At 40.2% G+C, this 23,597-nt stretch carries 20 protein-coding genes; 19 read left to right on the top strand and 1 reads right to left on the bottom strand.

The features are described from left to right. The first annotated feature begins 2 nt into the window (after nt 1–2). From purR to H541_RS0103385, 3 genes are all read left to right on the top strand, one after another. Entirely contained in the window at nt 3–812 is an 810-nt protein-coding gene (gene purR, locus H541_RS0103395) for a pur operon repressor (protein WP_022795944.1), read from the top strand. 69 nt (nt 813–881) lie between these two features. Then, the gene (glmU, locus tag H541_RS0103390) at nt 882–2,252 is read left to right on the top strand and encodes a bifunctional UDP-N-acetylglucosamine diphosphorylase/glucosamine-1-phosphate N-acetyltransferase GlmU (protein WP_026501586.1); all 1,371 of its coding nucleotides are present in this window, start codon (nt 882–884) and stop codon (nt 2,250–2,252) included. A 52-nt stretch (nt 2,253–2,304) separates the two neighbouring features. Further along, complete coding sequence (locus H541_RS0103385; RefSeq protein ID WP_022795942.1) at nt 2,305–3,294, top strand: ribose-phosphate diphosphokinase; 990 nt, start codon at nt 2,305–2,307, stop codon at nt 3,292–3,294. A 398-nt stretch (nt 3,295–3,692) separates the two neighbouring features. Here the strand turns inward: H541_RS0103385 and H541_RS0103380 are convergent, their stop codons facing one another. Then, nucleotides 3,693–4,661 (bottom strand): L-lactate dehydrogenase, encoded by a 969-nt coding sequence (locus H541_RS0103380; protein ID WP_022795941.1) that lies wholly within the window; start codon nt 4,659–4,661, stop codon nt 3,693–3,695. Nucleotides 4,662–4,939: 278 nt separating this feature from the next. On the opposite strand from H541_RS0103380, the gene pth reads away from it, so the two are divergent. The 16 genes from pth (at nt 4,940) to H541_RS0103300 (ending at nt 23,594) form a co-directional block, all read left to right on the top strand. Beyond that, on the top strand, nt 4,940–5,509 hold the full coding sequence (pth, locus tag H541_RS0103375) for an aminoacyl-tRNA hydrolase (RefSeq protein ID WP_022795940.1): 570 nt from the start codon (nt 4,940–4,942) through the stop codon (nt 5,507–5,509). Nucleotides 5,510–5,950: 441 nt separating this feature from the next. Then, a complete protein-coding gene (gene mfd / locus H541_RS0103370) occupies nt 5,951–9,493 on the top strand; it encodes a transcription-repair coupling factor (protein WP_022795939.1) in 3,543 nt (1,180 codons plus the stop codon). Further along, nucleotides 9,477–11,102, top strand: a complete 1,626-nt coding sequence (locus tag H541_RS0103365) for a polysaccharide biosynthesis protein (RefSeq protein ID WP_022795938.1) — start codon at nt 9,477–9,479, stop codon at nt 11,100–11,102. Before mfd ends, H541_RS0103365 begins: the two co-directional genes overlap by 17 nt. 188 nt (nt 11,103–11,290) lie before the next feature. After that, a complete protein-coding gene (locus H541_RS0103360; protein WP_022795937.1) occupies nt 11,291–11,560 on the top strand; it encodes an RNA-binding S4 domain-containing protein in 270 nt (89 codons plus the stop codon). Nucleotides 11,561–11,638: 78 nt separating this feature from the next. Further along, nucleotides 11,639–12,010 carry an FtsB family cell division protein gene (locus H541_RS0103355; protein ID WP_022795936.1) on the top strand — a complete coding sequence of 124 codons (372 nt, stop codon included), beginning with the start codon at nt 11,639–11,641 and terminating at the stop codon, nt 12,008–12,010. Between the two features lie 61 nt (nt 12,011–12,071). Further along, a complete protein-coding gene (locus H541_RS0103350) occupies nt 12,072–12,503 on the top strand; it encodes a S1 domain-containing RNA-binding protein (protein ID WP_022795935.1) in 432 nt (143 codons plus the stop codon). Between the two features lie 235 nt (nt 12,504–12,738). Further along, nucleotides 12,739–14,304, top strand: coding sequence for a tRNA lysidine(34) synthetase TilS (gene tilS, locus H541_RS0103345; protein ID WP_022795934.1), 1,566 nt, complete (start codon nt 12,739–12,741; stop codon nt 14,302–14,304). Between the two features lie 136 nt (nt 14,305–14,440). Then, nucleotides 14,441–14,983: a hypoxanthine phosphoribosyltransferase gene (gene hpt, locus H541_RS0103340; RefSeq protein ID WP_022795933.1), complete on the top strand. Its 543-nt coding sequence runs from the start codon at nt 14,441–14,443 to the stop codon at nt 14,981–14,983. 281 nt (nt 14,984–15,264) lie between these two features. Next, nucleotides 15,265–17,412 carry an ATP-dependent zinc metalloprotease FtsH gene (ftsH, locus tag H541_RS0103335; protein WP_022795932.1) on the top strand — a complete coding sequence of 716 codons (2,148 nt, stop codon included), beginning with the start codon at nt 15,265–15,267 and terminating at the stop codon, nt 17,410–17,412. A gap of 150 nt (nt 17,413–17,562) precedes the next feature. Beyond that, entirely contained in the window at nt 17,563–18,534 is a 972-nt protein-coding gene (gene hslO, locus H541_RS11445) for an Hsp33 family molecular chaperone HslO (RefSeq protein WP_022795931.1), read from the top strand. 67 nt (nt 18,535–18,601) lie between these two features. After that, nucleotides 18,602–20,098 (top strand): lysine--tRNA ligase, encoded by a 1,497-nt coding sequence (lysS, locus tag H541_RS0103325; protein WP_022795930.1) that lies wholly within the window; start codon nt 18,602–18,604, stop codon nt 20,096–20,098. A gap of 89 nt (nt 20,099–20,187) precedes the next feature. Continuing rightward, entirely contained in the window at nt 20,188–20,583 is a 396-nt protein-coding gene (locus tag H541_RS0103320; RefSeq protein ID WP_022795929.1) for a YbgA family protein, read from the top strand. A gap of 122 nt (nt 20,584–20,705) precedes the next feature. Beyond that, nucleotides 20,706–22,145, top strand: coding sequence for a proline--tRNA ligase (gene proS, locus H541_RS0103315; RefSeq protein ID WP_022795928.1), 1,440 nt, complete (start codon nt 20,706–20,708; stop codon nt 22,143–22,145). Nucleotides 22,146–22,251: 106 nt separating this feature from the next. After that, nucleotides 22,252–22,920 carry a TVP38/TMEM64 family protein gene (locus H541_RS0103310; protein ID WP_022795927.1) on the top strand — a complete coding sequence of 223 codons (669 nt, stop codon included), beginning with the start codon at nt 22,252–22,254 and terminating at the stop codon, nt 22,918–22,920. 30 nt (nt 22,921–22,950) lie between these two features. After that, complete coding sequence (locus H541_RS11440) at nt 22,951–23,142, top strand: hypothetical protein (protein WP_022795926.1); 192 nt, start codon at nt 22,951–22,953, stop codon at nt 23,140–23,142. Then, complete coding sequence (locus H541_RS0103300; RefSeq protein WP_022795925.1) at nt 23,139–23,594, top strand: HIT family protein; 456 nt, start codon at nt 23,139–23,141, stop codon at nt 23,592–23,594. The genes H541_RS11440 and H541_RS0103300 overlap by 4 nt, the downstream gene beginning before the upstream one ends. Nucleotides 23,595–23,597: the final 3 nt, after the last annotated feature.

Here is a 23,597-nt window from a genome sequence, read left to right as displayed (position 1 = left end):
ATATGGTGTATTACTTGTTGGAGCACCCACATCAATTGATTACATTAAGTTACTTCACCAAAAAATATCACTCAGCTAAATCATCAATCAGTGAAGATTTAGTGATTCTAAAAAAGACATTTGCTGAGCGAGGTATTGGGAAGGTTGAAACAAACTCAGGAGCTGCAGGTGGGGTCCGCTTTATCCCGTTACTAACAAAAGGTCAAGCATTAGAGGTCGGGAATCATTTAGTTGAGAAATTAGCTGATCCTTCTCGCTTACTTCCGGGGGGCTTCATGTATTTGTCTGATGTATTGGTCGATCCTGAGTTATTGAGGCAGCTAGGTCATTTGATTGCTAGTAAGTATGCCTTCAAACAAGTTACTGCAGTGGTAACTGTAGCGACCAAGGGAATACCGATTGCTCAAACAGCTGCTCGCTATCTGAATGTACCATTTGTGATTGTGAGACGAGATTCTAAAATTACAGAAGGATCAACAGTTAGTATTAATTACCCATCTTATCGGACAAATAGGGTTGAAAAAATGGAAGTATCCAAAAAGAGCCTTAAAAAAGGGGACCGAGTGCTAATCATTGATGACTTTCTAAATGGCGGTGGGACAGTGCAGGGTATGCAAATCCTAGCCTCTGAATTCGAGGCAGAAACGGTTGGCACCTGTGTCTTATGCGAGTTGAGCAACCATGATAGAGATCAAGTTGGAGATATCGATGCCTTAGTTCATATTGATGCTTTGGATGAACGAAAACGAGTGCTAAGGACTAGTTTGGGCTCTTTTTTTGATGATTTGAGGGCGTTTGATCCAGAAAAATAACTGAATCATTTTTTGTCTGGAGAGCGAGAGTCAATAGTTAGTGGTGTTACGGAAGTTTGGAGGAAATACATTTTGGAAAAATTTGCAATCGTATTAGCAGCTGGACAAGGAACACGTATGAAATCAAAACTATACAAAGTGTTACATCCTATTTGTGGTCAAGCAATGGTCGAACACGTGGTTGATCAATTGGAAGCTTTGGGAGTTAGCGAAATCGTGACGGTAGTTGGTCATGGTGCTGAGATGGTTGAGGAAGTGCTTGGAGATCGCGTTTCTTATACATTGCAAGAAGAGCAGTTGGGGACGGCTCATGCTGTGATGCAGGCTAGAGGAGCTTTGGAGGGGAAAGAGGGCACTACATTGGTGATTTGTGGTGATACACCTCTATTGACCGATGATACATTGCAACAATTGATCACTTACCATGAATCGATCCATTCGAAGGCAACTGTCCTTACTAGTATAGAACCAGATCCTACTGGCTATGGTCGCATCATCCGCAATGAGCAAGGCGTACTGGAAAGAATAGTAGAACAAAAAGATGCTGAGACAACTGAACTGGCAATCAAAGAAGTTAACACGGGAACGTACTGCTTTGATAATAAAGAACTTTTTGAAGCGTTAGAAACGATTGGCAATGAAAATGCTCAAGGCGAGTTTTATTTGACAGATATCATTGAAGTGCTAAAAGTAAAAGGGAAAGTTGTAGCCGGATATGCCATGCCTGACGCTAGAGAGGGACTTGGTGTCAATGACCGTGTAGCATTAGCAAAAGCTAGAAAAGTGATGCAAGAGCGCATCAATCACCGTCTAATGGTCAACGGGGTGACCCTGGTCGATCCACAAACCACTTATGTGGATGTTAAGGTGGAAGTTGGTCCAGATACGGTGATTGAAGGAAATGTCTCGCTATTGGGAACGACTAAGATCGGGTCAGATTGTCTTATCACATCGGGATCAAGGATCAGTGACAGTACTATAGGGGATTCTGTTACTGTGACACAATCTGTGATTGAACAGGCGACGCTTGATAACGGTGGTGATTGTGGACCTTTTGCGCACTTACGGACGAACGCCTCACTTGGTGAGAATGTTCATGTTGGTAACTTTGTAGAAGTTAAAAATGCCACTGTAGGCAAAGACACCAAGGTGGGCCATTTGACCTATGTAGGAGATGCTGATCTAGGCCGAGAAATCAATATTGGATGTGGCACGATTTTTGTGAATTACGATGGCGTCAATAAACATCGTTCAACAGTTGGAGATGGTGCTTTCATAGGTTGTGATACCTCGATTATCGCACCTGTCACGATTGGAAAGGGTGCTTTTACAGCTGCGGGATCTGTTATCACGAAGGATGTACCTGAAAAAGCATTAGCAATTGCACGTGCTAGGCAAGAAAATAAAGAAAAATATGCAAATAGGCTACCGCATAAATAAAAAAATGATAGAATGGATGGAGAAAAGCTATTGACCATAACGGAGGATGAAAATGACAAAACATTATGATGATCCTAAGCTAAAATTGTTTGCACTCAGTTCAAATATCCCATTAGCGGAAAAAATCGCAACAGAATTAGGTGTAGAGTTAGGCAGGATATCATCAACTAAATTTAGCGATGGCGAAATTAAGATCAATATCGAAGAAAGCATTCGGGGAGATCATGTCTATATTCTACAATCGACTTCATCGCCTGTTAACGATAACTTGATGGAATTGTTGATTATGATTGATGCTTTGAGAAGGGCCTCAGCGAAGACTATCAACGTGGTGATTCCTTACTACGGTTACGCAAGACAAGACCGTAAAGCACAATCGAGAGAACCAATCACATCTAAATTGGTTGCCAATATGATAACGACAGCAGGTGCAAATCGAGTCTTGACACTTGATCTACATGCGGCTCAAATCCAAGGATTTTTCGATATGCCAGTGGATCACTTGATGGGAGCTCCTTTATTGGCTAATTATATTTTGGAGCATGAAGAATTAAAAGCTGATAAGGACGATGTCGTAGTCGTGTCTCCAGATCATGGTGGCGTGACAAGAGCACGTAAATTAGCAGAATTCTTGAAGGCGCCAATTGCGATTATCGATAAAAGACGCCCTAAAGCAAATGTTGCAGAAGTTATGAATATTATTGGTGACGTCAAGGATAAACATTGTGTCATCATAGATGATATGATCGATACAGCTGGAACAATAACATTAGCAGCTCAAGCATTGAAAGACTATGGTGCAAAAGATGTTTATGTTTGTTGCACACATGCTATTCTCTCTGGACCTGCGCCAGAACGCCTGACACGTTCAGTGATCAAAGAAGTTATTGTGACAGATTCTATCCAAATTAGCGAAGAAAAACATATTGAAAAACTTCGTCAAGTTACAGTAGCTCCATTAATGGCAGAAGCCATTCGCCGAATTCATGAAAATCGGTCTGTTAGTCCTTTATTCTCCGAACAATTTAAAATGTTCGATTAATACTCTCCCTAGAGTATCTCTAGAGTGAAGTAGATGTATCCTCCATAAGCAAAGTGATTATAATGACTAAAGCAAGTGCTTTTGGTGGAGTAAGCACTATTGGAAAAGTATGTAATGCATGTAATACCGGTCGTCTATATGTTGTTGATACAGAAAAAATATATTTTTAAGACACAAAAATGGGCTATGACAATCACTGTTGTCATAGCCCATTGATTCATCTCTGATTATCTTGCCTTATGGCTCGAAGTTAAGCGCTTATTGAACAAACCTTATAGTCGGTGTTCCTGAAGTAGCTTTTTCGGAAATAAGTCACCCTATCTCGAAAATTCAAGACCTTATTTTCAGATAGGTTTCCTTATTTCTCAAAGCTGAACACTTCATGAACAAACCCTTAGTTATTCGGCTTCTAGGTCTGCGAATGCTTTGTTCAGGGTATCTTTCAATACTTTAGCTGAATGTGCCATTTTTTCTTTTTCAGAATCTGCTAGAGGTACGTCGATAATTTGAGTAATACCATTACGTCCAACAACAGCTGGTACTCCAATATAGATGTCTTCTTGATCATATTGTCCGTCAAGGTATACTGAAAGTGGTAGTATAGCATGCTCATCATCGAAGATAGCACGAGTGATGCGTGATAATGCAGCAGCGATTCCGTAGAAAGTAGCGCCTTTCTTTTCAATGATTTCATAAGCAGCGTCACGAACCTTGAAGAATAATTTTACCATTTCTTCTTCATCGACTTCAGGGTGACGTGCAACCCATTCGTGGATAGGTAATCCACCAACGTTAGCTAAAGACCAAACTGGGAATTCTGTATCACCATGTTCACCCATGATGTAACTGTGGACGTTACGAGCGTCAACGCCAATCATTTGAGCTAAAGTTTGACGGAAACGAGCTGTATCCAATGATGTTCCTGATCCAATAACACGTTCTTTAGGTAAACCAGAAAATTTCCACGTTGCATATGTTAAAATATCGACAGGGTTAGATGCAATCAAGAAAATCCCATCAAAACCACTTGCCATGATATCTGAAATAATTGATTTGAAAATGCGTAAGTTTTTACCAACTAAATCCAAGCGTGTTTCACCTGGTTTTTGGGCTGCACCTGCAGTAATTGTTACGATATCAGCATCTTTACAGTCAGCATAGTCTGCGGAGTAGATTTTTTTAGGAGCATTGAATGCCAATGCATGTGAAAGGTCAATCGCATCCCCTTCAGTCTTGTCTTTCGCGATATCGATAATCCCAACTTCTTGAGCTATTCCCTCTAAAACTAATGCAAAAGCGTAACTAGATCCAACAGCGCCATCACCGACTAAAATTACTTTTTGATTTTTCTTTGGAACATAAGCCATAACGAAATTCTCCTCTCAATTTGTGTTAAAATAATACAGTCACATTATAACAGTAAACGAAGCAGAATGCACAATTTTTCACTAATAAATTTATGTAAGTGATTTCGTGCTGAGCGTTTTAGTCGCTATTTGTAGACTAATGTAGGACAATAATTGTATATGACTTTAAATAGTAAAGCGCATTCAAGTGAATAATACAACGAAAACTAAACATGAGACTAGTACAGATAAAACGCCTGTACTAGTGTTGTGAAACGGTTTCAGATAGGTGGCATAAAATGGTAAAGATGATAGTGGGTCTTGGTAACCCAGGGAAAAAATACGAGAATAATAGGCATAATGTTGGTTTTATGACAATTGATCGTTGGGCAGCAAAGAACGGTGTTCGTTTGACAATCGATAAACAGCTATCACAGTATGCCGAAACCTTTATAGGTACAGAGAAGTTGTTAGTGGTCAAACCTCAAACGTTTATGAATCTATCCGGAGACGCAGTTAGTGCGATTGTTGATTATTACACAGTCCCAATAGATGATCTGCTAGTAGTCTATGATGATATGGATCTCGACGTAGCATCTCTGAGATTACGCACCAAGGGATCTGCTGGTGGACACAATGGGATGAAACATATTATCGCCCGTCTGGGTACGACAGAAATCAAACGCATCAAGATTGGAATTGGTCATCCGATTAAAGGACACACGGTCATTAATCACGTGCTATCAGGGTTTTCAAAAGAGGAACAGATCAAACTGGATCAAACGATTGATGAAGCTGTTGATGCCATCGATTATTGGATAGCAGGGCATACCTTTGCTGAAACGATGTCTCGATTCAATCATAAGTAATACGTTTGATATCCTGTATAAGCAGACGCTCGAATGAGGCGCAAATGATTTTTAAACGCTATGCCCAAATCACCTTGAATAAGGTATACTGTAATAGCACGCTATTAGAAGTTTCTAATTCAATAGATGTATTCAATAGATGTATTCAATAGATGTATGTAATAAATGTATTTATATAGATGTATTCAATGAAAAGAGTACAAGAACATAATGACGTCATCGTTAATACCACTATGCTTTTTTAAGCTAGTGGCTTTTGACGTCTGTTGCTGTTTTGTGTTTGTTGTTTTAAAAAAGCACGTAAAAATCTCTTAGAAAGAACTAAAAAACACTAAGTAAGAACTAAAAATCACTTAGAAAGAACAAAATGCACTTATTTTTGAAAGACTTGACCAGGTTATGCTGGTCAGAAATAATACAGTTGTGAATAAGGAAGGTATTATGAAAACTATATTAAAGGCGATTTCCGAGGCTCCTAGTCTCAAAAAATGGCTTGATCAAGCCAACAAGCCTAAACGACATTTAATGACAGGTTTACAGGGGTCAGCGGAAGCGCTGAGTCTTGTTTGTCTTGCAGATAAAGACGATTCTCCGGTCATTGTGGTCACTCCTAACCGATTGGCTGCGACGCAATTGAAAGAATCTTGCGATCTATTGGTATCAGATGATATGATGACCACTATCTTTTCAGCTGAGGAAACATTAGCAGCTGAAATGGCTATTGCCTCAAACGATTTATTGATGGAACGCTTGCAAGCATTATCACAATTGCTGACGCAAAAAAAGGGGATTGTCTTTGTCCCGGTCAGTGGGCTATTAAAACCGTTATTACCTCCTAAAATATGGCGCGATCATGTCAGATATTTGAGTGTTGGCGAAGAAGTCAGTAGTTTGGATAGCCTGGTCACTGATTTAGTCAACATGGGATATGAGCCTCAAACGATGATTAGTCGTCCGGGAGAGTATGCAAGACGTGGAAGTATCGTTGATGTTTTTCCGTTAACTAGTGAGAATCCTGTGAGAATCGACTTTTTTGATACCGAGATCGACTCAATTAGATTGTTCGATGCAGACACCCAACAATCACGTGAGAATATTGATGACATAACAATTTGGCCGGCTGATGAATGGCTATACCCAAAAGACCAATTTGAAGCTGTCGCAACTGCCTTACAAAAGGATCTCAAGAGTAGTGTTGGCAAGATCAAAGATGAAGAAGTCCGTACTACTCAAACAGATCATTTTGAGGCTATTATTGACCAGCTATCGCAAGGTGAACTGCCACTCAATGCGCGTTACTATATTGAGTATTTTTACAAACACTTGGTTCCCGTAACTGCTTACTTTGATCGTTCCAACGTAGTGATTGTAGAGGATTATGCCCGTATCAATGAGTCGATTGCGAGATATGAAGAAGAAGCCGCACTTTGGATTAGTGAACAAGTCGTATTAGGAGAAGTATTATCTAATCAGCGTTTTACCGTTAATGGTAAGCAAGCATTATTAGACTTGCCTAATCCTCAAACCTTTATTTCAGCTATCCAAAGAGGTCTTGGACGGCTTAAATTTGACGCTATAGAAAATATTCAGTATCGACCAATGACACCTTTCTTCTCACAAATGCCACTCTTGAAACAAGAAGTAGAGCGATGGACAGCACGGGAAACAACCGTGATCATCTGTGTTCCTGACAAGACGCAACAAAAGAAATTAGAACAAACACTAAATGGCTTTTCAATCGATTATGCTTATTCAGATAAAAGCGAGATTGCGACGGGACAATTGCAGATTGTAGCTGAACCATTAAGTAGTGGGTTTGAGCTTCCGTCTGACCGATTGGCTGTTATTACAGAAAAAGAATTATTCAATAAGTTGACTCGGAGGCGAAAACAATCCCAAAATCTTCCTAACGCCGAACGATTAAAAAGCTATAATGAGCTAAAAAAAGGCGACTATGTGGTGCATGTCAATCATGGTATTGGGGTCTATAAAGGAATTAAGACACTTGAAATAAGTGGCATTCATAAACAGTATGTAGCAATAAATTATAAGGACGGGGGCAATCTTTTCGTTCCGGTTGATCAATTAAATCTTGTTCAAAAATACGTTTCCTCAGAAGCGAAGGTGCCTAAAATCAACAAATTAGGTGGCACTGATTGGGCTAAAACTAAAGCAAAAGTTGCTGCAAAAATTGAAGATATTGCTGATGATTTGATTGACCTCTACGCCAAAAGACAGGCTGAGAAGGGTTTTGCCTTTAGTCCAGACACACCTGAGCAACAAGACTTTGAAAATGCTTTTGGTTATCAAGAGACAGAAGACCAGTTAAGAAGTATTAGAGAGATCAAAGCTGATATGGAAAAGGAACAGCCAATGGATCGTTTATTAGTCGGTGATGTTGGCTACGGGAAAACAGAGGTTGCAATGCGGGCAATCTTCAAATGTCTGATGGACGGTAAACAAGCTGCTATCTTAGTACCAACTACGATTTTAGCGGAGCAACACTTTGAAACATTTACAGACCGCTTCAGAGATTATCCATTTGAAATTGGACTGTTGAGTCGGTTCAGGACCAAGGCTCAACAAAAAGAAACAATTGAAGGCCTAAGAAAAGGAAGCATCGATATTGTGATTGGGACACACCGGCTATTGAGTAAGGATGTGTCATTTCTTGATCTTGGACTATTAGTCGTTGATGAAGAACAGCGGTTTGGGGTGAAACATAAAGAACGGTTAAAATCATTACGGTCGCAAGTAGATGTATTGACGTTGACAGCTACACCTATCCCGCGGACTTTACATATGTCAATGCTTGGTGTGCGTGATCTCTCAGTGATTGAAACGCCACCAGCGAATCGTTATCCAATCCAAACCTATGTAATGGCTCAAAATCCCATTGTTATTAGAGATGGCATTGAGCGTGAAATGGCTCGTGGGGGACAGGTCTTCTATCTTTCAAATCGGGTAGAGACGATCCATCAAAAAGCTGAAATGATCAGACAATTGGTTCCTACTGCTAATGTTGGGATTGCCCATGGTCAAATGGGAGAGCATGAACTAGAAGATGTGTTGATGGCTTTCTTAGAACGCCGTTTGGATGCCATCGTGACAACCACTATTATTGAGACGGGCGTTGACATGCCAAATGTCAACACCTTGTTTATTGAGCAAGCTGACCGCTTTGGTTTATCACAACTCTATCAGTTGAGAGGACGTGTCGGCCGGACAAACCGCTTAGCCTATAGCTACCTGATGTATAATCCTAATAAGTCACTTACCGAGGTTGGAGAGCAAAGACTACAAACGATGCGAGAATTTACAGACCTCGGCTCAGGATTCAAAATTGCAATGCGAGATCTTGCTATTCGTGGAGCAGGAAATCTGCTAGGAAAACAACAGCATGGATTTATCGACTCAGTCGGGTACGATTTGTATACTCAAATGCTAAATGAGGCAGTCGCTAAACGTAAAGGAGAAGTTAAAACGGACTATTCGTTGGCAAATATCGAGATTGACCTTTCGGTGGAGGCGTACTTGCCAGATGAGTATTTAGCAGATGAGCACCAAAAGGTAGAGTTCTATAAACGAATCAGACAAATTGCTTCCGAAGGTGATTACCGTGAGATACAAGATGATTTGATCGATCGATTTGGTGAGTTTCCTGATGCTGTGGCTAATTTAGTGGAAATTGGCTTGATCAGATATTTGGCAATCTTGAGTGGCATCACTGAGATCAAGCAACAAACAGATACCGTTAGACTTGTTTTTACTGATCAAGCAAGCCAAAAAGTTGGCGGTATGAAGCTATTTGAATGTCTCAATGCTACGACAATGAAAGCACAAGTAACCCAAGATGGGCAAAAACTCATTATTTTATTTAACCCAAAGAAACTCTATCCTGATCAGTTATTAACGCAACTCAAACTTTTTTTAAAGGAAACAGCGTCTGTTATAAGTGGTGAGAGCGATGAAGAAAAAGAATGATCTGACCCAGGGTGCGATGACACTCACGATTATTTCGTTTGTCGTTAAAGTCTTGAGTGCTATCTATCGAATTCCATTGCAAAATAGTGTGGGTGATAAGGGCTTCTATATTTATCAACAAATCTACCCTATTTATGGAGTTGCTCAAATAATGGCATTGACTAGCCTACCTGTTTTTTTAGCATCAGTTATAGTAGAGCAGGAAGATGATGAGCAAAAGATAAGCGTCATTAAGTCAGCCTATCTATTGTTTAGCATACTGGGTGTTTTTGGCTTTTTGAGCCTTTATGTGGGCGCCGACTTTATTGCCCAGGGGATGGGAGATGAGTTGTTGCAACCGATTATTCGGTCTGTGAGCTGGTTTTTCCTTCTCATCCCAAGTCTGGTGATTTTACGAGGAGTATCTCAGGCTAACTTTGATTTAAGACCTACAGCGTGGTCTCAATTAATGGAACAACTTGCTAGAGTGAGTATCATTTTGATCGTTGCAACTTCAATCACTGGCGATCTCTATCATATCATTGGTGTTCTAATGAACAGTTCGTGGCTAGCTGCCCTAGTCGCTTTAGGTGTTTTGCTTGTTTTCTATCTGGACAGAGTCGATCTGAGAAACATCGTTAATTTGAGACGTGTTAAGCCGAAGTGGCAAAATAAAACGACTAGACAAAGCAGTTCCTCACCAAATGAGAGAGAACACAACAAGTGGCATACCATAGGGTCGTTGGTCAAACGATTTTACCATGAAGGGTCTGTCTACCTTTTATTAGCGGCTTTTCTCGTGTTATTGCAATTAGTAGATGCATTCACTGTTTATAAAGGGTTACTTGACAATGGAATGAGTGCCACAAGCGCCAAAGTTGTGAAAGGATATTATGATCGAGGCCAACCTATCGTCCAAGCAGGGGTCGTATTTGCAACAAGTATCACAACTGCGTATATGCCATTATTAAGAAAATGGTTTGTCGAACGAGATACCGATCGCTTTAATGAAATTAGTTTATCTCTCTTAAAAGTTTGTGGTATTTTCTCAACGTTTATTACGGTGGGAATCATTATAGTGATGCCAGCATTGAATCAGTTTCTGTTCAAGGATCGCTCTGGAACGACTGAACTGAGATGGTTTGCTTTGCTGATGCTACCATATGGTATTTTGATTGCGTGTCAGGCTATCCAACAAGGGAAGAAACAATTTAGACCTGCCATGCTGGCCTTGTCTGTAGGATTGTTACTGAAACTAGCAACAAATCGTGTTTTAACAGCTCGATATGGAATTTTAGGCAGTTCGATTGGAACAACTCTAGTGGTTTCAGTTGTTGCAATAAGTGTGTTGATTCCTGTACTCAAAACGCTAGCCAAGCCCCTAAAGCTAAGAAATCTCTTATGGTTTGGCGTCATTATAGTGGCTATGAGTCTGGGTTCTTTAGCTATACCCTACGTATTCAACGTACTTGGTATCGGAGAATCACGATTTATTGCTGCCAGCGTGCTATTGTTACAAGCCATAATTGGGGCGAGCATAGGTCTGGTTTTGCTTGCAAAAACAAGATGGTTAAGCCAATTTGAATGGGAATTGATTCCATTCGGTTCGAAGATTTATCAGCTCTTTTAGTCAGAAAATAGCACTGAGCGATAACGGAGCAATAGTAGCCAGGGTCAGAATATATGACGGAATAGCATGGTTAGTGTCACAGAACGTTATTTATAATATAATGATAATAGATGACAGAGCTAATAGCTAATAGGTGATAGTGCCAATAGGTGTTGATCGGTTAGTATGAATAAGGGAGAGTCAAGTAAATGAGAATAGATAAGTTTTTAAAGGTCAGTCGTATCATAAAAAGGCGAACCGTCGCTAAGGAAGTTGTTGATCAAGGTCGTGTGAGCGTCAATGATCAGGTCGCTAAAGCAGGAACAAAGGTTACGCCAGGCGATAAAATTACGATTCGCTTTGGTAACCAAACGATGACGGTTAAGGTGAATGATATTAGAGAAACGACTAAAAAAGATGAGGCAGAACAACTCTATGACATCATTAGTCAAGAGAATAAACCAAGTGATAGCAATTAATTATGAAATAAGATAGACATTTCAATTTGATTATTGCTATAATTCACAGTAGATACCAATATGAAATGAGGGGATTTTATGGCTAGAAAAACTGAAAACATCACAAAGTTTAAGTCAAATGATGCGACTAGTTCTCGGATAGTCAAATACCGTCTTTCGTATGGCACAAAGTTTATTATAGTGATCATGCTTTTATGGTTGGCAGTGATGATTTTTCATATAGTGGGCAACTATCACGAATCATTGACACTTCAACGCGATATGTCGACTCAAACAGATGAGATAGAAACGTTGACGACAGAAAATGATTCATTAGATAAAGAGGTTTCTCAGTTGAAAAATGACGAGTATGTTCTGAAAATCGCTCGGAAGAAATATTTTTTCAGTGAACCAAATGAGTTGATCTTCCAATTACCAGACGCTAAGGACACAAGCACTAATAAAGAGTAAAAAGATCAACGATCTAAATAAAGCGGGATAGTTGATTTTATTAAGGAGGAACGCTTTTTATATGTCAATTGAAGTGGGTCAAATTGTAACAGGGAAAATAACCGGTCTTACCAAATTTGGTGCCTTTGTCGAGCTCGAAAAGGGGACTTCGGGATTAGTTCATATCAGCGAAGTATCTGATTCGTTCGTCAAAGATATCCATGATGTGTTAAGCGTTGGTGATACAGTAACAGTCAAAGTATTGAAAATTGCAGATGATGGTAAAATCAGTTTATCGATTCGTAAAGCGGTTACCAATACTCAACCAAAAGAACCTAGGAAAAGTTTTCATAAACCATCATTTACAAAGAAAAGCAATACCCCGACAAGTGGTAAGGGCAAAGACTTTGACTCATTGATGAGCGACTTCTTAAAAGACAGCGACGAACGATTGTCTTCTTTGAAAAAGAACACCGAAGGAAAACGCGGTGGACGTGGCGGTCGTCGAAACTAACAGTTGTTGCCACTCTAAATCGTTTTGATGGGGACATCTAGTGTGTTTAAGAAAGATTAGAAACAATTAAAACGGGGATAGGACGGTAATCGTCTTATTCTCGTTTTTGAGTTTAAACCTATCTATGTTTTAAACCTATTATGTTTTAAATCTATTTATGTTTTAAATCTATGTAGGTATAGAAATTGTTTAGGATTTTGAACTGTCGGAATTTGAAAAAGAGGAGGGATGATCAGTGGTCGTTAGAAACAACAAAGAAGGGTTGCAGCAGAAGGTCAATAGAGATGCTTTATTAGATCTGAAAGAAGAAGTGCTAGTCGTGGCATTATCTGGAGGGGTAGATTCCATGACTTTGGCGGATTTTCTATTCTCGCTCTCGTTACCACAAACTATTATACTGGCTCATTTTGATCATCACCTCAGACCGACAAGTACGAAGCAAGCTAATGAAATTGTGGCGTACTGGCAGGAAAGAGGTCAGCAGGTGATCGTTGGAGAGTGGGAGACACCAAGTCCTGGTGAGCAAGGCGCCCGAGAGGCACGGTATGAATTTTTGACGCAAATCGCAAAGGAAAAGCATGCTGCTTTAGTGACTGCTCACCACTTGGATGACCAAGTGGAGACGTTTTTCCTCAAACTGTTTCGGAAAAGTTCTTTAAAAGGGTTGAGCGGTATGCCGCACATGAGCATAGATCTGGGAGTGCCAATCATCAGACCCTTTCGTGACATCCCCAAAAAACAGTTAGAAGAGTATGCAAAGCAACAACATTTGCCGATTTGGGAAGATGAAACCAATAATGACATAATTTATGCACGTAACTGGGTTAGAAACAGCCTACTGCCAGTGATAACAGAACGCTTTCAACAAGCGCCGCAGTCTGTTACGACGGTAATGGGGGACATTGAAGCAGCCGAGCAAATCGTACGACCGATAATGGCGAATATTATCCAAAAAAGTTGCCTATTTCATCCTATTTCTGTTGAACAGAAAGAAACTGGAGCAAGGGCAATCGAGATTGATACGAATGTCATTACTGAGTTATCAGTTTATGAAGAACGTTTGTTTTGGCAAGCGTTGGCTGATGAAGCGCAGACCCGTTATGGGATAGATCTTTCCCGAAAGCAGACTCAGGCTATCAGCCAGTTGATTAGGAGCAAAACGACTGCGCAAGGAACCCTTTCTCTTAATGGACGCTGGCAAGTCATTAAAAGGTACGAGATCGTCGTTTTTGAGTTATTACCGTGTAGCAAGTCTACTGGTAACTCTACTGGTAACCTTAATAGTAAAGTGACTAGTAGTAAAGTGAGTGGTAACGCTATTGAAAAGGAGCTAAAACGGCAACAAACTGCTACTAAAAGTTTCGATATTGCTGCTCAACAAGAAGGGTTTGCAAGAGTAGATTGTCAGTCTTTTGGAAGCTATAACCTAACAGGGAATCTTAGTGTAAAAATCACGCGACTATCGTTGAATTCACGGACAACTAAAGGTATGATTGAAACACAATTGATTTATCCGAATGATTTGATTAACTGGCCACTTACTGTTCGTCATCGTAAGCCAGGAGACCAACTCTTCTTTCAAGCTAAGAAAAGCTTTCATCAAAAAGTCAATCGCTGGTTTATCAACCATAAAATATCAAATGAGGTAAGAGACGAAGCATGGCTAGTGGTCGACAGTGACGCAAACGTTATCGGTATTTTGGATCATCTTAATACCGTCGATCCCACACTTGGTGAGCGTGACTATATTGCTATCAGTCTCGTCAAAACAGAGAGTTCAGAGAATGAAGCTAGTCACTAAAAATCAAATGAGGTTAACTAAAGGATAAGTTGGATTAAGGGCGTGCCCTTAAATAGAAAGTTAACAGTCACAAGTTAGGCAAATAATCGTATTATAGCATTACATCTAACAATCATAATAACAAAGGGGTATTGGCATGCTAGCAGAAGATATTAAGAAAGTACTAGTAACAGAAGATCAGATAAAGGAACAAATTAAACATCTAGGGGAACAGCTGACGGTAGATTATAAGGATAAAGAACCACTAGCTATCTGTATTTTAAAAGGAGCAGCGTTTTTCATGACAGATCTCGTTCGCTTTATGGATGTTAAGCTAGATATCGATTTCATGGATGTTGACTCATATGGTGATTCATTTGAGTCTTCTGGTGAGGTCAAGATAGTGAAGGATCTGGATCAATCCGTATCTGGTCGTGACGTGATTATCGTTGAGGATATCATCGATACAGGCCGCACCTTACATCATTTAGTGGCCCTAATGAATCACCGAAATGCTAAGTCTGTTAAAATCGTGACATTGTTGGATAAACCTGAACGTCGCGAATTTGGATTAGAGGCTGACTATGTTGGACTTAAAGTTCCCAATGAGTTTGTTGTGGGCTATGGTTTGGATTTCAAGCAAAAATATCGCAATTTACCCTACATTGGTGTTTTAAAAGAGGAAGTCTATCAAGATTAAGCTGATTTGCTCGCAAATTAAAGCAAATTTATAGTTTAAAAATCATCAAGTATGTTATGATAAGGGTTGCGTAAGTGCATTTTTTCTCTTTGCTGATCATAGTATGAGCTTTCGTTATCATTCGATAGATAATAATGCTATCAGTCAATTCTCGATAGTTACTAGTTGATCGAAGCACGCAAACCATAATTAGTAGATGATGATGCACCCAACTACCTAACAAATGACTGATTAGGAGTTAATCAGTAATAGGTAAATTGATAAAGTTCCAGGGGGTAACAATGAAAAAAAACAATATTATTCGTAATGGCATAGGATTCTTGATGGTATTGCTTGCTATCATGTATTTAGTGCAACTCTTTACAGGGTCATTAGGCAATCAAGTCAACGAGATTTCAAGTAGTGAATTCATGCAAAGCCTAGAAAAGGGCGAGGTAGAGAAGTTCTCTCTGCAATTTGATTCGGGTGCCTACACTGTTACAGGTGAGTTTGACGAACCTAAAGCACCAAGTGGTACAACTGATGAGGATACCTCAAATAATCTGTCGATTTTTGATACACGTTCTACAAAGAGCAAAAACTTTGAAGCACGTGTGTTGACCAACGATGGCACATTGAGTCAAATTACCGAGTTAGCGAAGGAAAGCAACACAGAAGTGATTGCGTTACAAGAAAGTCAATCAGGACTATGGTGGACTTTGATTTTAAATCTTGTACCTTTTCTGATCATCGGATTTTTCATCTATTCTATGATGAGTTCATCTGGTCAAGGGGCAAAGGGCCCAATGAGCTTTGGTAAAACAAAAGCTAAAGATGTCTCAAAAGAAAAGATAAAAGTTAGATTCTCAGATGTAGCCGGAGCTGAAGAAGAGAAACAAGAATTAGTAGAAGTTGTCGAATTTTTGAAGGATCCACGTAAATTTACGGCACTCGGTGCAAGGATTCCAGCTGGTGTCTTGTTAGAGGGACCTCCTGGTACTGGTAAAACCTTACTAGCTAAAGCTGTTGCCGGTGAAGCTGGTGTACCATTTTTCTCGATCTCTGGTTCAGAGTTCGTAGAAATGTTCGTGGGTGTCGGTGCAAGCCGTGTACGTGACTTATTTGAAAATGCTAAGAAGAACGCACCGTCTATCATCTTTATTGATGAAATAGATGCAGTTGGTCGTCAACGTGGTGCTGGTATGGGTGGCGGTCACGATGAACGTGAACAAACCCTGAACCAATTACTGGTTGAAATGGATGGGTTCTCTGGTAATGAAGGAGTTATTGTCATTGCTGCGACAAACCGTTCAGATGTATTAGACCCAGCCCTATTGAGGCCAGGTCGTTTTGACCGTCAAATATTAGTTGGACGCCCAGATGTCAAGGGTCGTGAAGCGATTCTTAAAGTGCATGCTCGTAATAAGAAATTAGCACCTGATGTTGATTTGAAAGTTGTGGCTCAACAAACGCCAGGATTCTCTGGTGCCGATCTTGAAAACTTACTGAACGAAGCAGCTTTGTTAGCAGCTCGTATGAATAAAAAACAAATCGATGCACTTGATGTCGACGAAGCTGAAGATCGTGTCATTGCTGGACCTGCTAAACGTGACCGTGTCATCAGCAAAACAGAACGCCGAATGGTGGCTTTCCATGAAGCAGGTCATACCATTTGTGGTCTCGTATTAAGTGATGCACGTATTGTCCATAAAGTAACTATCGTTCCGCGTGGACGTGCAGGTGGATATGCTATCATGTTGCCGAAAGAAGATCGTTTCTTGATGACACGCAAAGATTTGTTTGAACAAGTTGTCGGTCTATTAGGGGGACGTGCTGCTGAAGAGTTAGTGTTTAATACACAAACTACTGGTGCCAGCAATGACTTTGAACAAGCAACTGGACTCGTTCGCTCAATGGTCACCGAGTATGGGATGACAGATAAATTGGGAGCTGTCCAATATGAAGGTAACCATCAAGTATTTGTTGGACGCGACTATGGACAAACCAAGACGTATTCTGATCAAGTGGCATACGAAATCGATAACGAGATTCGTCGCATTATGAATGAAGCCCAAGAAAAAGCGCGGACGATTTTAGCAAGTCACCGTGAACAACTTGACTTGATTGCTAACAAGTTGCTTGAGTATGAAACACTCGATGCAAAATCAATCAAGAGCTTGTTTGAAAGCGGCTTGATGCCAACTGACCGTGAAAACAATGAAGAATATCCTCATGAAGTAAAAGCACAAACCTACGAAGAAGCTAAAAAAGCGCGTGAAGAACGTGAAAAGAAACGTCGCGAAAAAGAACAAAGTGGTGATAGTGAATCCACGAGTGATGAAGTAGATCAAACGGAAACACCTGATGATACTGCTCCAAGTGATAACACTGAATCCAAAGAGACAGCGATAGATGAAGAAAATCAGTCAAATGATGAGTCAAATGACTAGTTGTATGAGCAAGAACAAGATGCACAGAAAGAGTAATAGAAGTTGAATCAATCATAAAATGAGGTTCGGTGCAAAAGCCGGCCTCATTTTTTAACGATTGAACAAGGACCAATAAACAAAGAACAAGTTTACAATGAAAAGAGGAGAAGTATGACAGATTATTTAATCAAGGCATTAGCATTTAATGGTGAAATCAGAGCATTCGCAGTCGATGCTACTAAAACAGTTGAAACAGCCCATGAGATGCATGACACATGGAGTGCTTCATCAGCCGCTTTAGGTAGAACATTGATTGCTAATGTGATGTTTGCCAAAAATCTTAAAGGGGACGACGAAATTAGCATCCAAGTCAACGGAGACGGATTGGGAGGTAAGATCTTCACCACTGCCAAAGCTAATGGAGACGTAAAGGGTTATATCTCAAATCCAAGAGTTGTCTTGCCCCCAACAGAAGCTGGCAAAATAAATGTACGAGCAGTTGTAGGGACAGAAGGAACAATCACTGTCATCAAAGATCTAGGCTTAAAAGAGCCTTTTACAGGACAAATCCCAATTGTTGATGGAGAACTCGGAGCAGATTTCACTTATTATATGGCCGTTTCAGAACAAATTAATGGTGCAATCGGATTATCTGTTCTAGTAGATACGGATGACACGATCAGAACGGCAGGCGGATTCATGGTCCAAGTGATGCCAGGAGCTAGTGAGGAAACATTAGAAATACTAGAAAAGAGATTGGCTACCTTGCCACAAATTTCGCAACTAATGGATAAGGGAGCAACTCCGGAAGATATCTTGACAGCATTGTTTGGTGAAGAAAATTACCAAGTCCTTAGTCACGAACCTATTCAATTCAAGTGTCATTGTAGTAAAGAGCGCTTTGCTACAGGACTCAAGTCGCTTGGAAGAGCTGAATTAAAAGCTATGATCGATGAAGACCATGGAGCTGAAGTAGTTTGTCACTTCTGTAATAAGAAATACTTTTTTGATGTAGATGAATTACAGGCCATGATCGATGACATAACAGCTAAAATCACTAAAATAGAACAAGAAGTTGATGAAGACAATGCTCGCATAGATGACATTGCTGAAGATCAAGATGATAAAGACGGAGGACTGTGATTTAACTTGATTTTTAAGGCAAAGATTGTCATTATTAGCATGAAAGAGTTTTGGAGGAGGAGAAAGTGTGGTTCAAGAAGAGTTAAACGATCAGTTACAGGTTCGCCGGGAGAAAATGGAAGCTTTGAAAGCGAAAGGGATCAATCCTTTTGGCAATAGCTTTAAGCGGACCCATTTATCAGCTGACATCAAAAAACAATATGGCAATGAAACAAAAGAGTCCTTTGCCGAGAAAGACCCTATTGAAGTAGCAATCGGTGGTCGAATGATGACCAAACGTGGAAAAGGGAAAGTCGGTTTTGCGAATTTAAAAGATAGAGAAGGGCAAATCCAAATCTACGTCCGTAAAGATGAAGTTGGAGAAGAGAACTACGATATCTTTAAACAAGCTGATATTGGCGATATTCTAGGAGTTGTTGGAACGTTAATGGTCACCAACACTGGTGAGTTGACTATAAAAGCTGAGAAAGTTGTCCACCAAACAAAATCTCTCCACCCATTACCAGATAAATATCACGGCTTGACGAATGTGGAACAAAAATACCGTCAACGTTATCTAGACCTTCTGATGAATGATGATAGTCGTGACCGTTTCTTAAAGAGAACACGTATTATTAGTGAGATTCGTCATTATTTAGATCAAAGAGGCTATATTGAAGTAGAAACACCAATCCTTCAAACATTAGCGGGTGGTGCGGCTGCTAAGCCATTTGTCACTCACCACAATGCTTTGGATATCGATATGTATCTTCGGATCGCAACTGAGCTTCATTTGAAACGCTTAGTTGTGGGTGGTTTTGAACGTGTCTATGAAATTGGGAGAAATTTCCGTAATGAAGGAATGGATACCACCCATAATCCTGAGTTTACGACAGTTGAAGTGTATACTGCCTTTTCAGACTACCATGATGTGATGGATCTGACTGAAGGGTTGATTAGAGATGTTGCCAAAAACGTTTTAGGGACGACAAAAGTGACTTATGAAGGCGTCAGTTTTGATCTAGGTGTTGAATGGCGTCGTGCGCACATCGTTGATTTGATCAAGGAATTGTCCGGGGCTGATTTTTGGCCACATATGAGTGATGAAGAGGCTCGTAGCCTAGCTCGCTCGCATCATGTCGAAGTCAAAGACGATATGACCTATGGCCATGTCGTTAACGAGGCTTTTGAGCAATTAGTAGAAGACACGATTACTGAACCTACCTTTGTGTATGGTCATCCAAAAGTTGTCTCTCCGTTAGCATTTACAGATGAGGCGGATCCACGTTTTTCTGACCGCTTTGAATTGTTTATCATGCGTCATGAGTATGCTAATGCATTTACTGAATTAACAGACCCTATTGATCAACGGGAACGTTTCGCTGAACAAGTAAAAGAAAAAGATGCTTGGAACGATGAGACGCATCCTTATGATGAAGATTTCATTGAAGCCTTGGAATATGGGTTGCCACCTACGGGGGGCCTTGGAATCGGAGTTGATCGGTTAGTCATGCTATTGACAGATACCCCATCCATCAGAGATGTGTTACTCTTCCCAACCATGAAACCAATTGATAATGATTAGTTACTGGGGTTAAAAAAGTAATTATAAAGAGAATGAGACACAGTCGCATTCTCTTTTTTGCTACAGGAATAAGAGAGGAAGTGGCTTTGATGCTAACCATCGAGGTGGCACAACACTTATGGGCGGAGAACAAGTATCTGGTCATGTCTCGATCACAACAAGATTATAATGCTCTCAGACAATTATTTAGTGATAATGAATGGTCTGATTTGAAGAGCTCAGAATTTATAAAAATATTGGCGTCTAATCGTCAGAAAAAACCGACACGAAAGACGCTTGTGACTACTTATCAACATGTTTGGGGTTATTTCAAAAAGCTTGCTACAGCAGAAGAACGCAATTGCTATAAAAAGCTTTTAGAACAAGTGACGCCTGACGATGATGACTTGGAATCGTTCTTATATAAATTGGCTGTAAAGTATGAGGTTCGCTACCTAATCAACTCTCGCTTGTTTAAACAATATGATAACGGTTTAAGTCTCTAATAACGTTAGCTTTGTCTAAATAAAGTTGTAGTGTCGCTTAAAATAACTTACAATAAATAAGAATAAATCAGAATGAATCAGTAATAATAAAGAATAAATCAGTGAACTGAAGGGGTATTATAATGGATATTTCGCAACGTGAAGATTTCTCGAAATGGTATTTACAAACGATTCAACAAGCAGATTTGATGTCTTATTCTCCAGTGAGAGGTTGTATCATCTTTAAACCAGATGGCTACGAGATTTGGGAGCATATACAAGAGGCCTTCAATAAACGGTTTAAAGAAGAAGGCATTCGCAATGCTTATTTTCCAATGCTAATTCCTGAATCTTTCTTTTCAAAAGAAAAGGAGCATATTGAAGGATTTAGTCCTGAGTTACCATGGGTCACAGAAGCTGCTGGGGAAATTTTAGAAGAGCGTTTGGCACTTAGACCTACTTCTGAGACGATGATTGGAACAGCATTTAGCGATTGGATACAGTCTTATCGAGATCTTCCTTATGAAATCAACCAATGGGCAAATGTTTTTCGTTGGGAAAAGAAGACATTACCATTTTTAAGAACCTCTGAGTTCCTTTGGCAAGAGGGGCATACCGCTCATCAATCGGCAGAAGAGGCGAAAGAACGGACGCAACGGATGCTGGATATTTACCAAGAAGTCGTTGAAAATGTTTTATCTGTCCCAGTTTACGAAGGTGAAAAAACGCCAAGTGAACGGTTTGCAGGTGCTATGAACACTTACTCAATCGAAGCAATGATGAAGGATGGGAAAGCTGTTCAAGCTGGGACCAGTCATTATATGGGGACTAAATTTGCTGAGGCATTTGATATTCGTTTCTTAAATGAAGCTAATGAACATGTTTATGCTCACACAACATCTTGGGGTGTCTCAACTCGCTTGATTGGATCTTTAATTATGACACATGGGGATGATCAAGGGCTGGTTCTACCACCATCCGTAGCACCAACTCAAATTGTACTCTTGCCGGTTGGACCATGGCAAAAGAAGCCTGAGATCGTCGAACAATTACAATTGATCGCTCAAGAGCTGAAAGAATCAGGCTATCGTGTCACACTCGACGATAGTGATAATACTCCCGGATTCAAGTTCAATGAATGGGAACTGAAAGGTGTACCATTGCGAATCGAATTTGGGCCAAGGGATATGAAAAACCAACAAGTCATGGTCAAATGGCGTGATCTAGCTGATAAAGAAGCAGTGAAACTAGCTGATCTTTCTAGCTATGTAGCTGAAGGGTTACCTAAGATGCAAAAAAGGCTGCTAGAAACAGCTAGGGCCTATCGAAAAGAAAATGAGCATTATGATATCGATACCTTACAACAATTAGAAGATCATATTGAAGCGGCAAAAGAACAAGATATCCCAGCTGGTTGGGCACTGATTGGTTGGGATGGCAGCGATGAGACAGAAGCGGCTATCAAAGAAGCAACCGGGTTCACGATTCGCAATATTCCCTACAACCCACCAATGAAAAAATCAGTGGATATCGTCTCCGGTAAACCTGCCGTTCAGACAGTTTGGATTGCTCGTGCTTATTAGCTTCTTATTAGTCTCTGAGGATAGTGATAAAACTAATAGAGGATTTGGCAAGAATAATAGTGATTATTAATAACGCTGATAGAGCGGTTTAGAAAGGTAACAAAACATGAATCATCCAAAACGACTACTATTAGCTATAGGGATCATCTTATTTCTCACGATACTCTATTTTAGTTTTCAAGAATTTTTACCAGATTTCAAACTGTTGCTAGATCGAACTGCTTCTGAAGATACGTTTACTGAAGTAATCAGACGACATGGGGTGCGCTCAGAAATCATGCTCGTGTTATTAGCGGCAACGATGTGCAGTATTCCAGGTATTTCAAATGTCGTTGTCTGCATTCTTATGGGTCTTTGTTATGGGCCGCTCATCGGATTTCTGCTGAATGTGACATCCAATGTTTTAGGGAATACAACTCTGATTGTCATTTTGTCTAAAATAGGGTTGTCTGACAAGTTTCAAAAACGATTTTCGATGGTCAATCGTATCAAGGAGATGCATCACCCGTTTGTAGGGTTGACGCTAGGTTACATTGTGCCTCTCTTCCCAGCTATCATTGTCAATTTTATTGCGACGCAGTCACAATTGACGAAAGGCGAAATATTCCTCAGTATGGTTTTAGGGGTTGCACCAACATCTTTTGTTTACGCATTTGGTGGCGATGCTATCTTTAGGGGAGATCACGTTAGAGGGATTACAATTATCGTGATAGTACTATTAGTGTTCAGTTTAATCACCTATAGTGTTAAACGGAAGGGGAAAGCAGTCGAATAATGATTGCATTAGGAAGGGAGCGTTGCAGCTATGGCTTTAGAAGAAAAGGACTTTGTCTTAAGACAAACCAAAGAATTGGCTAAAGGACTAGGGCAATTCTTGAGTGATGATACGCTAGATGATTTGTTCAATGATACCACTCAAAGTAGTGATGGGCAGAATGATGCCAAGAAAAATAAGAATCAACAAGCTCGTCATGATGCTTCAGGTAAGAAGAAATGACGGATTGGCGTCAAAATCGTATCCAATCTGCCATCAATGGGACCAACCCCATGGTATTAGCAGAGTTAAGTGGTGGCTATGCTGTATTGGGAGATACACAGTTCTTACCGGGCTATTGCGTGTTGTTACCGAAGATGGAAGTTAACTCGTTAAACGACTTACCACTTGAAGAGCGGACACGCTTTCTCAGCGATATGACGATCCTGGGGGATGCTATTATAACTGTTTGTGATCCCCTAAGAGTCAATTATGATATTTTAGGGAATACAGACCACTTTCTCCATGCACATGTATTTCCCCGTTATGACACAGAGCCAGGTGATTTACTACAAAAACCGGTCTGGCTCTATTCTCCTAATCATTGGACGGATGAGCGTTACGCCTACAATGCTACTAAGCATGGGGCACTCAAGCAAAAGCTGATGAGAATTTTGAACCAAGAAAAAGTGTAATAT

The organism is Bavariicoccus seileri WCC 4188, assembly GCF_000421665.1.
In the GTDB taxonomy this organism is placed as follows: domain Bacteria; phylum Bacillota; class Bacilli; order Lactobacillales; family Aerococcaceae; genus Bavariicoccus; species Bavariicoccus seileri.
This window is presented reverse-complemented; position numbering and strand designations above follow the sequence as displayed.

Excerpts from the sequence above, each read along its gene's own strand:
- purR (WP_022795944.1), top strand. The coding sequence starts at position 3 with ATGGTGTATTACTTGTTGGAGCACCCACATCAATTGATTACATTAAGT.
- H541_RS0103385 (WP_022795942.1), top strand. The coding sequence starts at position 2,305 with ATGACAAAACATTATGATGATCCTAAGCTAAAATTGTTTGCACTCAGT.
- H541_RS0103380 (WP_022795941.1), bottom strand. The coding sequence starts at position 4,661 with ATGGCTTATGTTCCAAAGAAAAATCAAAAAGTAATTTTAGTCGGTGAT.
- pth (WP_022795940.1), top strand. The coding sequence starts at position 4,940 with ATGGTAAAGATGATAGTGGGTCTTGGTAACCCAGGGAAAAAATACGAG.
- mfd (WP_022795939.1), top strand. The coding sequence starts at position 5,951 with ATGAAAACTATATTAAAGGCGATTTCCGAGGCTCCTAGTCTCAAAAAA.
- H541_RS0103365 (WP_022795938.1), top strand. The coding sequence starts at position 9,477 with ATGAAGAAAAAGAATGATCTGACCCAGGGTGCGATGACACTCACGATT.
- H541_RS0103360 (WP_022795937.1), top strand. The coding sequence starts at position 11,291 with ATGAGAATAGATAAGTTTTTAAAGGTCAGTCGTATCATAAAAAGGCGA.
- H541_RS0103355 (WP_022795936.1), top strand. The coding sequence starts at position 11,639 with ATGGCTAGAAAAACTGAAAACATCACAAAGTTTAAGTCAAATGATGCG.
- H541_RS0103350 (WP_022795935.1), top strand. The coding sequence starts at position 12,072 with ATGTCAATTGAAGTGGGTCAAATTGTAACAGGGAAAATAACCGGTCTT.
- hpt (WP_022795933.1), top strand. The coding sequence starts at position 14,441 with ATGCTAGCAGAAGATATTAAGAAAGTACTAGTAACAGAAGATCAGATA.
- ftsH (WP_022795932.1), top strand. The coding sequence starts at position 15,265 with ATGAAAAAAAACAATATTATTCGTAATGGCATAGGATTCTTGATGGTA.
- hslO (WP_022795931.1), top strand. The coding sequence starts at position 17,563 with ATGACAGATTATTTAATCAAGGCATTAGCATTTAATGGTGAAATCAGA.
- H541_RS0103320 (WP_022795929.1), top strand. The coding sequence starts at position 20,188 with ATGCTAACCATCGAGGTGGCACAACACTTATGGGCGGAGAACAAGTAT.
- proS (WP_022795928.1), top strand. The coding sequence starts at position 20,706 with ATGGATATTTCGCAACGTGAAGATTTCTCGAAATGGTATTTACAAACG.
- H541_RS0103310 (WP_022795927.1), top strand. The coding sequence starts at position 22,252 with ATGAATCATCCAAAACGACTACTATTAGCTATAGGGATCATCTTATTT.
- H541_RS11440 (WP_022795926.1), top strand. The coding sequence starts at position 22,951 with ATGGCTTTAGAAGAAAAGGACTTTGTCTTAAGACAAACCAAAGAATTG.
- H541_RS0103300 (WP_022795925.1), top strand. The coding sequence starts at position 23,139 with ATGACGGATTGGCGTCAAAATCGTATCCAATCTGCCATCAATGGGACC.